The 11,662-nt window shown below is 66.9% G+C and carries 6 protein-coding genes; all 6 read left to right on the top strand.

What is annotated here, in order from left to right; translation table 11 throughout:
* Window positions 1-92 precede the first annotated feature (92 nt).
* The 6 genes from AU192_RS07230 (at window position 93) to AU192_RS07205 (ending at window position 11,654) form a co-directional block, all read left to right on the top strand.
* Window positions 93-1,148 carry an AI-2E family transporter gene (locus tag AU192_RS07230; protein WP_235629693.1) on the top strand — a complete coding sequence of 352 codons (1,056 nt, stop codon included), beginning with the start codon at window positions 93-95 and terminating at the stop codon, window positions 1,146-1,148.
* Window positions 1,149-1,384: 236 nt separating this feature from the next.
* Window positions 1,385-2,689, top strand: a complete 1,305-nt coding sequence (locus AU192_RS07225; protein WP_064395115.1) for a cation:proton antiporter — start codon at window positions 1,385-1,387, stop codon at window positions 2,687-2,689.
* Between the two features lie 5 nt (window positions 2,690-2,694).
* Window positions 2,695-4,449, top strand: a complete 1,755-nt coding sequence (locus AU192_RS07220; protein WP_064395114.1) for an NAD(P)/FAD-dependent oxidoreductase — start codon at window positions 2,695-2,697, stop codon at window positions 4,447-4,449.
* Entirely contained in the window at window positions 4,446-9,959 is a 5,514-nt protein-coding gene (locus AU192_RS07215) for a type I polyketide synthase (protein WP_064395113.1), read from the top strand. The genes AU192_RS07220 and AU192_RS07215 overlap by 4 nt, the downstream gene beginning before the upstream one ends.
* Complete coding sequence (locus tag AU192_RS07210) at window positions 9,952-10,800, top strand: ABC transporter ATP-binding protein (protein ID WP_064395150.1); 849 nt, start codon at window positions 9,952-9,954, stop codon at window positions 10,798-10,800. Before AU192_RS07215 ends, AU192_RS07210 begins: the two co-directional genes overlap by 8 nt.
* Window positions 10,797-11,654, top strand: coding sequence for an ABC transporter permease (locus AU192_RS07205; protein ID WP_064395112.1), 858 nt, complete (start codon window positions 10,797-10,799; stop codon window positions 11,652-11,654). Before AU192_RS07210 ends, AU192_RS07205 begins: the two co-directional genes overlap by 4 nt.
* The last annotated feature ends 8 nt before the right edge of the window (window positions 11,655-11,662 follow it).

Raw genomic sequence — 11,662 nt, 5'->3', positions numbered from 1 at the left:
ACGCTGAGAAGGGGATGCTCGTGAGCGAACACAGCCCCGGCGCAGCACCCGAGCGGGATCGTGGAGCCCTGATCGGCAGCGGCGCGTTCTGGATGGCGAAGTGGTCGTTGGTCATCGTGGCGATCGCTGCGGGCGCGGTGGTGCTCGGTTGGCTCGTGGCCCAGCTGTGGGTGATCTTCCTGCCGGTCCTGCTCGCCGTCATCCTGTGCACGGTGCTGTGGCCGCCGGCGCGCGTGCTGATGGACCGCGCCGGTCTGCCGCCTGCCGTCGCGGCGTTGACGACGCTGCTGCTGTTCCTGGCCATCGCGTCGGGTCTCATCGCGCTGATCATCCCGCCGCTGCTGAGCCAGATGCCTGCGCTGATCGACCAGGCGACCGAGGGCATCACTCGGCTGCAGGACTGGACCGCCGGACCCCCGCTCAACCTCCGGCAAGAGCAGTTGGACCGCTTCGCCGACTCACTGGTCACCGCGATGCGGGAAAGGTCCTCGGCGATCGCGACCGGCGTCGTCAGCGGGGTCAGCACGGTCGGCAGCGTCCTGGTGACACTGGTGCTGACCGTCGTGCTGTCGTTCTTCGTCCTCAAGGACGGACGCAAGTTCCTGCCCTGGCTTGTCGGACTGACCGGGCGGCGCGCAGGCCGGCATCTGGAAACGGTGCTCAGCCGGATGTGGGACAACCTCGGCGGCTTCATCCGTGCGCAGACCGGAGTGGCTCTGATCGACGCGGTCTTCATCGGCGCCGGCCTGGTGGTACTCGGTGTCCCGCTTGCCCCAGCACTGGCCGTGCTGACCTTCATCGGTGCGTTCGTCCCATTCATCGGAGCCTTCGTCGCCGGTGCGCTCGCGGTGCTGATCGCATTGGTGGCCAACGGGTTCGTCAATGCGCTGCTGGTGCTCGCCGTCATCATCGCCGTACAACAGATCGAGGGGAATGTGCTGCAGCCGTTGCTGCAGAGCCGGGTGATGAAGCTGCACGCGGCGGTGGTACTGCTCGCGGTGACCGCGGGCGGCGCGCTGTACGGGATCGTCGGCGCCTTCCTTGCCGTGCCGACGGTCGCGATGCTCACGGTGCTCGTTCGCTACATCAACGAGCAAATTGATGAGCGGGCCGAGGGCGAGGCGAACGGCGCCGAGTCGGGCGCCTGACACCGCAGGTCGGCAGCCGATCAGCCCGCGTCACCAATCGGAAAGAATTCTTACGATTAGCGACCGCTCAATCTGTCAATACCCCACCGCATCGAAGATGCATCGTCTCCGGCGAGACGGGCAGTCGGAAACGATGAGGTGAGTCATAGACGGACTGGTGGAGCCCGCCCGCGCAGCGCTGCGCTCCGAACCCCACAGGACCTCTACGGCCTGCACTGCAGAACGTAGGACCTGACATGCCCGCGGCAACGGCAGTTCACTTCTTTCTCGCGCTGGCGGTCATCCTCGCGGCGTGCCGCCTCGCCGGCCTGTTGACGCAACGCGTGAGCCAGCCACCGGTCGTCGGCGAGATGATCGCCGGTGTCTTCCTGGGTCCCTCCCTGCTGGGCAGAATCGCGCCCGGCGTGCAGGAAGACCTGTTTCCGACAGGCACGTCCAACGTCGTGCTCTACACCGCCGCGCAGATCGGCCTCGTGCTCTACATGTTCGTCGTGGGGCTGAACTTCGACGTCGAGCACGTCAAACAGCGCGCCCGCACCGCCGTCGCAGTCTCCACGGCAGGGACCCTGGCTCCGCTGGTGTTGGGCGCGGTCATCGCGGTGCCGCTGCTGTCCTCGGGTGGATTCTTCGGCGAAGACGTCAGTCCCGCCATGGCGATGATGTTCATGGGCGCGGCCATCGCGATCACCGCGTTCCCCATGCTCGCCCGGATCATCTTCGAAAAGCGGCTCACCGGAACATCTCTCGGCACTCTGGCGCTCGCGTGCGGCGCCACCGCCGACGCGATCTCCTGGTGCATCCTTGCGGTCGTCGTCGCCGTGCACCGCGGAACCCCGGCGACGGCCATCACGGCCATCGTGGGCGGACTGCTCTACACCGCGGTGGTGCTGACGCTCGGGCGACGGGCGGCGCGGGTGCTCGGCGCGAAATCCGAAGAACAGCGGACGATTCCCGGATGGGTGCTGAGCACCGTCCTGATCGTCCTGATGAGCGGCGCCTGGCTCACCGACACCATCGGAATCCACGCGATCTTCGGCGCCTTCATCATCGGTGTCGCCATGCCGTCGGGACTGTTCGCCCGACGCCTCACCGAGACCATCGAGCCACTCACCACGAGGCTGCTGCTGCCGCTGTTCTTCGTCTACTCCGGTCTCAACACCGAGATCGGCTTGGTGAACACGCCGGGACTCTGGGCGCTGACGCTCGGCGTGCTCATCGTGGCGATCGCGGGGAAGGGCGTCGCGTGCGCCGCCGCGGCCAGGCTGAGCAAGGTGCCGCTGCGCGAATCGATCGCGCTCGGTTCGTTGATGAACGCACGCGGGTTGATCGAGCTCATCCTTCTCAACATCGGTCTGGAGGCCGGCATCATCACCCCGACGCTGTTCACAATCCTGGTGCTGGTCGCCATCGTCACGACATTGATGGCCGCCCCGATCTTCGAATTCGTCTACGGCCGACACCGGCCTCCGGTGGACACCACGCTGCCGGAAGCAGACCTCGCCGATGCGACATCCGCCGTTCCGGCGACAGAGGGAAGGTAACGCACGTGCGATCGAAGCTGTCTGAACTCGACCCCGAGGCTCGTGCCGCCCTCGCCCGCAAGATCCGGAACCAGCTGTCCTCCAACGGGTCCGCGTCAGCAGACCACGATGTGGCCATCATCGGAGGAGGTGCCGCGGCCCTGACATTGGCATTGGAGCTTCGCACAGCGCGCCCGCGAACCCGGATCATCATCATCGAGCCGACCGCGCGTCCGGTCGCCGAGATCACCCACACGGTCGGTGAGTCGACGGTCGAGGTGTCCGCGCAATACCTCCGCGAACGCCTCGGCCTGGCCGACCATTTGAGCACGGCCCAGATCCGCAAGATGGGCTTGCGAATGTTCTTCTCACACGACGGCAACACCGACATCGCAAGCCGCGTCGAAGTCGGTAGCTCCGCGTTCGTGCCGCAGGTGACCTATCAGATCGACCGGGGCAGGCTCGAGAACGAACTCGCCAGCCGATGCCAAGCCGCCGGGATACGCATCGCTCGCGGCCGCGTCAGGACCGTGGAGTTCGGTGACGACGCGCACACCGTGACATACCAGGGCGACGACGAGACCGGCCGCACGACGGCACGCTGGGTGGTCGACGCCTCCGGTCGCAACCGGGCGCTGTCGCGCCAGCTGAACCTGAAGCGCGCCACCGAACACCACTGCAACGCCGCATGGTTTCGCGTCAAGGCCGAACTCGACATCGGACAGTGGACCGATGACCCGGACTGGCACGCGCGACTGGTCGAAGGCGACCGCACGCTGTCGACGAATCACCTGATGGGCGAGGGCTATTGGGTCTGGCTCATCCGGCTGGCCTCCGGCGCCACGAGCGTCGGCATCGTCGCCGACCCCGAGTTCCACGCGTTCGACGAGTTCAACACGCTGGACAAGGCCAAGGCGTGGATCCGCCGACACGAGCCGCAGTGCGCCGACGAGATCGCCCGACACGACGACCTGATCATGGACTTCCGCGTCATGAAGCACTACAGCCACGCCGCCACAAGGGTCTTCGACGGTGCCGCGCGCTGGTGCCTGACCGGCGACGCGGGCGTCTTTCTGGACCCGCTGTACTCCTCGGGGCTGGACCTGGTGGCGATCGGCAACGGCCTCATAACCGACATGATCACGCGCGAACTCGACGGTGAAGACGTGGTGGCCCGCGCGGGCATCAGCGACTCCCTGTTCCGGTCACTGGCCGACATGTGGCTCGCGGTGTACGAAAAGCAATACAAGCTCATGGGCACACCGACGGTGATGGCGGCGAAGGTCGTCTGGGACATCGCGTTCTACTGGGGCTTCATCGGATTGCTCTACCGCAACGGCCGCTTCGTCAGCGTCGCCGACGATCCCGCCGTCGTCCCGCACCTGGAAGGCCTGATCGCACTGAGCAACCGGGTGCAGCGGTTCTTCCGCGAGTGGGCCGCCGTGGAGGGCCGCGAATCGCCGGTACGGTTCGTCGATCTGTACGTGCCGCTGAACTTCATGGAGACGCTGCACGTGGCGATGATGGAACCGGCGACCTACTTCGCCGACGTTTTCGAGGCCAACGGCCGGTTGTTGCGTCAGCTGGCGGGTCAGCTGGCCGAGACTGTGCTCGCCGACAAGTCGGCGCTGTTCGACGACGACGCCGCCGTCGCCCAGGTGCAGGCGTGGCAGCGCGACCCCTTGTTGAGAGAGCTTCGTTCCGTGTATCGCCGCGAACAACAGGACAATCCGGTCAGCCCCGACTGGATCCACACCGCTATCCGTGAGTTGCAGGTATGAACACGCACGATATCTTGGACCGGCCCGCACCATTGGCGATCGTCGGGATCGGATGCCGCCTACCGGGCGGCGTAAACTCCGCCCAGGACTACTGGCGACTATTGACCGACGGCGTCGACGCCACCCGCGAGGTCCCCGAATCACGCTGGAACGCGGGCCGATTCCACGACGCCAACCCCAAAAAGGTCGGCAAGATGGTCACCCGTCGTGGCGGATTCCTCGACGACATCGACCAGTTCGATCCGCAGTTCTTCGGCATCTCGCCGCGGGAGGCGCATTCGATCGACCCGCAGCAACGCCTGATGCTGCAGACCACCTGGGAGGCGCTGGAGGACGGGGGAATCCGGCCCGACCACCTGGCCGGAACCGATGTTGGGGTGTTCATCGGCGGCTTCACGTTGGACTACCAGTTGTTGCAGAACCAGGGCCGCGGCAGCCGCTACCAGTTCAAGACGCATTCCGCCGCCGGGATGATGATGACGATGCTGGCGAACCGGATCTCGTTCGCCTTCGACTTCCGCGGCCCGAGCATGACGATCGACACGGCGTGTTCGAGCTCACTCGTCGCGGTGCACCTTGCGGCACAGAGCATCTGGAACGGTGAGAGCGAGCTCGCGCTGGCCGGCGGCGTCAACATCATGATCGGACCCAACACCGCGATCGCGGAGTCCAAAAGCGGATTCCTCAGCCCCGACGGGCGCTGCAAGGCCTTCGACGAGTCGGCTGATGGCTATGCGCGCGGCGAGGGCGGTGCCGTCGTCGTCATCAAGCCCCTCGAGCAGGCGTTGCGCGACGGCGACGAGATCTACGCTCAGATCCTCGGGACCGCGGTGTCTCAGGACGGCCGTACCGACGGCATCACCGTGCCCCGCGCGCAGGCTCAGGCGGCGGCGATCACCTCGGCGCTGCGCCGGGCCGGTGTCCGGGCGACCGATGTCGGCTACGTCGAAGCGCACGGCACCGGAACACCCGTCGGCGACCCGGTCGAGATGCGCGCGCTGGCCGCGACGCTCACATCAGAGCGCACAGACCCCCTTCCCATCGGATCGGTCAAGACCAACATCGGTCACCTCGAAGCGGGCGCGGGCGTCGCCGGACTGATCAAGACGGCGTTGGTGCTCAAGCACGGCTTCATCCCCGCGCACCTGCATCTCCAAAACCCCACCAGCCAAGTCTCTCTCACCGAGCTCAAGCTCGATGTGCCGCGCGCGGGCCGCCCCTTTCCCGCCGGCCGACGGATCGCCGGGGTCAACTCGTTCGGTTTCGGCGGCACCAACGCCCACGCGGTGCTCGCCGAACCACCGACTGCGGTCGAGACGCCCGCATCGAGCACGGCCGAGCACCTTCCCGTCACGCTGCTTCCGATCTCGGCGCGCAGCGAGGAGGCCCTGGTGGCCACCGCGCGCCAGTTGGCCGACCACCTGGACGCCGCTCCGAACATCGACCTGTCCGACCTGAGATTCACGCTGACTCAACGACGCTCACACCTCAGCCACCGCCACACCCTGGTCAGCGCCGACATCTCCGATGCACGTGAGCAACTACGTGCCCTCGCCGACGGGGGCCAGCTCGCCTCGGCGCGCACGTCGTCAACCACGCCGAAGCTGGCGTTCGTCTGCAGCGGCATGGGCCCGCAGTGGTGGAAGATGTGCCGCGGGCTCCTCGACGTCCTGCCCGCCTTCACCGAGAGCATCGCGCGAAGCGATCGCGAGCTGGCGCGCCACGCCGACTGGTCGCTGATCGAGGAACTCCGGCGCGGCGAAGCGGATTCCCGGATGAGTGAGACCGAGTTCGCCCAGCCGGCCAATTTCGCGATCCAGATCGCCCTGGCCGCACAACTCGACCAGTTCGGCATTCGCCCCGATGCCGTGATCGGCCACAGCGCAGGCGAAGTCGCCGCCCACCATCTCGCCGGGCTCCTCACCTTCGAACAGGCGATCGAGGTCATCTACCACCGCAGCAGGCTCCAACAGCGGACGAGCGGACAGGGCCGCATGCTGGCCGTCGGCCTGGACACTGACTCGTTGATGGCCGCGCTCGACGAAGAGATGCGCCAGGAGTTCGGAGGCCGGGTTTCGGTGGCGGCGGTCAACAGCCCCTCCGCGGTGACCATCGCCGGGGACGGCGATGTCCTCGACGACATCGCCAGCCGGTTGGACGACGAAGGAGTCTTCACCCGGTACCTGACCGGCAAGGTGCCCTATCACACCCATTACATGGATGCGATCAAGAAGGATATGCAGAACGCCCTGCACGATCTGTCGTCACAGCCGGCGACGCTCCCGCTCTATTCGACGGTCACCGGCGACCTGTTGAAGGAGTACCGCTCCGGTGCCGCCTACTGGTGGCAGAACACCCGCGCCACAGTCCTTTTCGAGCCGGCCATCCGCCGGATGCTCGACGACGGCTACACGCACTTCGTCGAACTGGGGCCGCATCCGGTGCTGGCCTCGTCGATCTTCGAGATCGCCGGCGCGCAGAAGACCCTCGTTCAGGCCACCCAGCGACGCAACGACGACGACGTGCGCACGTTCATGACCGGCCTCGGCGCGCTTCACGACCACGGCCACGACATCGACTGGGAGGCGATGTATCCGCGCGGTGACGCGCGCTTGCTCAAGCTGCCCGGCTACCCGTGGCAGACCCGGCGCTACTGGAACGAAACCCAGGAGGCCACCGAATCGCTGCACTATCACCCGGTGCACCCGCTGCTGGGCCAGCCGGTCAGTGCCGTGCATCCCACGTGGGAAATCGAATTGAGCACCGCGCTCGTCCCGTTCCTCGACGACCACCGGGTCCAGGGCAGCGTCGTCGTACCCGGCGCGGTCTACATCGAGCTGTCGCTGGCAGCGGCGAAGGAGACCTACGGCGTGGACCTCGCTGTCGAGGATTTGGTGCTGCACCGCGCGCTCATCCTCGACGACACCTGCGACCCCCTCCTGCGGACCACCCTCAACCAGGACACCGGCGCCCTGGAGTTCGCCGCTCACACCGCCACCCCCGACGGTGAACTCAAGTGGACGATCACCGCCACGGCCGAACTCACGAGGCTGCCGAAATCGGCGGGCGCCCCGCCTCCGATCGCCGAGGCGGCGCCGGTCAACGCTCTCAGCGGCGACGAGTTCTACGCCCTCACCGAAGCCATCGGATTTGATTACGGGGCGGCGTTCCGAGCCGTCACCGGCCTCACTGCAGGCGACGGCTGGGTGGTCGCCGAAATGGAGATCCCGGCGCCGATCGCCGCCGAGCTCGACGACTACCGGTTCCACCCGGCGCTGATCGACGGGGCATTTCAAACACTCTTCGGCGCACCGCTTTCCGGCGGGAACGCCACCGAAGGCCCATACCTGCCAACCCGAATCCGGCGCAGCGCCGTGTACGGCACCCCCAAGGGGGACATGACCGTACGACTGGCCGTCAGGTCGGCGACCGCCGAGGAGATCGAAAGCGACATCACGATTTGCGACCATCGCGGTGAGCGGCTCGCCGTCTTCGAGGGCTTCACGGTGCGATCGCTGAGCGCCTCGACGCGCATGTCGCCGGAACGAATCGACAAGGGGCTCTACGAACTCCAGTGGGTTCCCGCGGCCGACCCGAGCGTTAAGGACGGCACGGAGCCCGTCCCTACCTCATGGCTGGTCTTCGTCGACGAAACCGGGTTCGGCTCGGCGCTCGCCGATCGACTGCGGCACGGCGGCCAGCGCGTGCACACCGTCGCACACCGCCGCGTCGACACCGTCACCACGGTCGACGGCGGATACACGATCGACGAACGGCGCCCTGAACACGTGGCCCAGCTGTTCGACCAACACCTCGCCGAAGACAGCGAACTCACCGGCGTCATCGACTGCTGGTCAATGGATCTCGACGCCGATCCGCAGGCGTCCGACGGGAACAGCGCCAACCACCTCGGCGTCCTCACGCTGCTACGCATCGCCAAGGCGCTGGCCGCACACGACAGTGTGAGGCCACGCGTGTACGTCGTCACCGCGAACGCTCAACCGGCACTGGGCACCGAGCCGCTGGCCGTCGACCAGTCCACCGTCTGGGGGCTCGGCAGGGTCGTCGGTCATCAGGAGTTCGTCGAACGATGGGGCGGTCTCATCGACATCGACGACACCGACGGCGCCGCCGACACCGCCGCGCGTGTCTGTCGGCACATCCTCGATCCCACATCCGAGGATCAGGTGGCCTTCCGCGGCGAGGTGACGCTGGTTCCGCGGTTGCGACACAGCACGAACCTCACAACACCGTTTCCCACCAAGCTTTCGCCCACCGCGACCTACGTCGTCACCGGCGGCACCGGCGCGCTCGGCCGCACCGTCGCCACTTATTTGGCCGAGCACGGCGCACGACACATCGCGCTGCTGAGCAGAAGCGGGCTGCCACCGCGCGACCGGTGGCCGAGCATCACTCCCGACGACCCCCAGTTCACCGCCGTCGACACCGTTCGGGCCGTCGAGCGCCTCGGAGCGCAAGTCAGCGCGGCCAGTGTCGACATCACCGACGCCGACGCGGTGGCCGCCTGGCTGGCCGACCACGACCGCAACGGAGACAGACCGGTTCGCGGCGTCATCCACGCCGCGGGTGCGGTCCACGACCAGCTACTCGTCAACGTCAGCGAAGACGATTTCCTCAATGTGCTGGGCCCGAAGGTCACCGGCACCCGGGCGCTGCACACCGCGTTCGCCGGCCAGGAGCTCGACTTCTTCGTGATGTTCGGATCCGCCGGCTCGGTCATCGCCTCACCCGGGCAGGGCAACTACGCCGCCGCCAACGCGTTCCTCGATGCGTTCGCACATCAGCGACAGGCCCAGGGGCTGCCGGCCCTCACCGTGGGCTGGGGACCCTGGTCGGTGGGAATGGTGGAGGATCTCAACCTCGAAAACGTCTACGCTTTGCGGGGAATCGAGTTGATCACCCCGGCGACAGGGGCGTTGATCCTCGACCGTCTGATCAATCAGAGCACTCCGAACGTCATCGCGATCAGCGCGGACTGGAACCGTGCCCGCCAGCTTCTCGGCGGGCACCTGCCGAGGATGTTCGCCGACCTCGATGCCGCTACCGCCTCGCCGACGGAGGCCGGGGCGGACGGGTCGTTGCTCGACCTGCTGGCGAAGACACCGGAGCCCGAGCGCCTCAACGTGATCACCGATCAGGTCGAGCGCCTCGTCGCTGCGGTGTTCGACTGTGCGGTCACCGATTTCGCGAACGACGACATGCTCGACGACATCGGTTTGGACTCGATGATGGCGATGGACTTCAGGGTCAGGATCAACACCACGTTCTCAATCGACCTGCCGGTGCTGGAGATTCTGAAGGGCGTCAGCGTCGATTCGTTGGCCGCTCGCGTGCTCGACGAACTGCACACCATCCACGGTGAGACGCCCGCTGCGGAGGCCGCACCCCCGGCCGGAGCGGTCGATGTCGATCAGCTGATCGGCGAGATGTCGGAAGCCGATCTGCGCGAACTCCTTGCAGAACTCGAAGGTGACGCGGCGCGTGAGTGAGGCGGCTTCGACGGCGGCGCACGTGCGAGGACTCTCGAAGGCCTACGGACCGATCCAGGCAGTGCGGGACCTCGACCTCGACGTCGCCGCCGGCGAGGTCTTTGCCATCCTCGGTCCCAACGGCGCAGGGAAGTCCACGACGATAGAAATCTTGGAGGGCAACAGAACTCGCGACACTGGACGAGTGCGAGTACTAGGCGAGGACCCGGGGACGGCGGGACGGAACTGGCGGGCCAGGATCGGCATCGTGCTGCAGGAGGTCAGCGACGCCGGGATGCTGTCGGTGCGCGAGACCGTGCAGATGTTCGCGAGTTGTTACGGCGCCGCTCGAGAACCCGCCGACGTGCTCGAGCTCGTCGGTCTGGACACCGTCGCGAACTCTCGGGTGCGGGCGCTGTCCGGCGGTCAACGCCGCCGCCTCGACGTCGCGCTCGGCATCATCGGCAAGCCCGAACTGCTGTTCCTGGACGAACCGACAACGGGTTTCGACCCCGAAGCGCGGCGGCAGTTCTGGCAGCTGATCAAGTTGCTGGCCGCCGACGGCACCACCATCGTGCTGACCACCCACTACCTCGAAGAGGCCGACGCTCTGGCCGACCGCGTCGCGGTGATCGCGAGCGGCAGGGTGGTGGCCGTCGACTCGCCGGCCCGGCTGACCGAGCACGTCAGCTCGGCGGCCACGGTGCGATGGATGGAGGGCGGCCAAATCCGGGTCGAGACAACGGATTTTCCCACCGAGTTCGTCCGTCGGCACAGCAGAGACGGTGCGGAACTGGCGCAGCTGACGATCAGTCGTCCGACACTCGAGGACGCGTACCTCCACCTGATCGGCCAGCCATGACCGATATCGAACACGTCACCGCCCCATCGCCGCCGCGACACCGCGCCACCGCACGACCGGCACTTCCGTCGCCGCTGCGGATCGGACTGTCGCGGGTCGTTCCCGAACTGAAGATGTTCTACCGACGGCCCGAACAGGTGGTGCTGACGTTCTCCATGCCCGCGGTGATCTGCCTGCTGCTGGGCTCGATCTTCTCCGCGGAGTTGCCCGGCAGTCAGACCAGCACCGGTGCGGTGATCGCGGCGAGCATGCTCGCCTACGGCATCCTGTCGACGTCGTTCGTCAACCTCGGCACCAGCATCGCCGCCGACCGCGACACCGGCGCGTTGCGGCGGCTTCGGGGCACGCCGACAACAGCGTCGTCGTACTTCGTCGGCAAGATCGTGCTCGTCGCGGTGGTCAGCCTCGCCGAGGCCGTCCTGCTGCTGGGGGTGGGGGTGCTGGTCTTCGGACTGCGCCTGCCGACCGACGCCTACGGGTGGTTCACCCTCGCGTGGGTGTCGGTCCTGGGCATCGTCAGCTGTTCACTGCTGGGCATCTTCATCAGCAACCTGGCGAGCAACGCCGTGTCCGCGGCAGTCATCACCAACGGCCCATCGGTTGCACTGCAGTTCGTTTCGGGCACCTACGTGCCGCTGATGATCCTGCCGACGTGGATGCTGGTGATCGGCTCCCTCTTCCCGGTCAAGTGGATGGCCCAAGGTTTCCGGTCGGTGCTGCTACCCGCCGAGATGGTCGCGTTCGAACCGGCAGGCAGCTGGGAGCACTGGCGCATCTTCCTGGTGTTGGCGGCGTGGAGCATCGCCGGGCTGATCGGCTGCCTTGCGTTGTTCCGGTGGTCGGACCGGACCTGATGCTGTCG

It is taken from the genome of Mycobacterium lehmannii, from assembly GCF_001499925.1.
GTDB lineage: Bacteria > Actinomycetota > Actinomycetes > Mycobacteriales > Mycobacteriaceae > Mycobacterium > Mycobacterium lehmannii.
The sequence above is the reverse complement of the archived record's forward strand: the minus strand, read 5'-3'. Positions and strand labels throughout refer to the sequence as shown.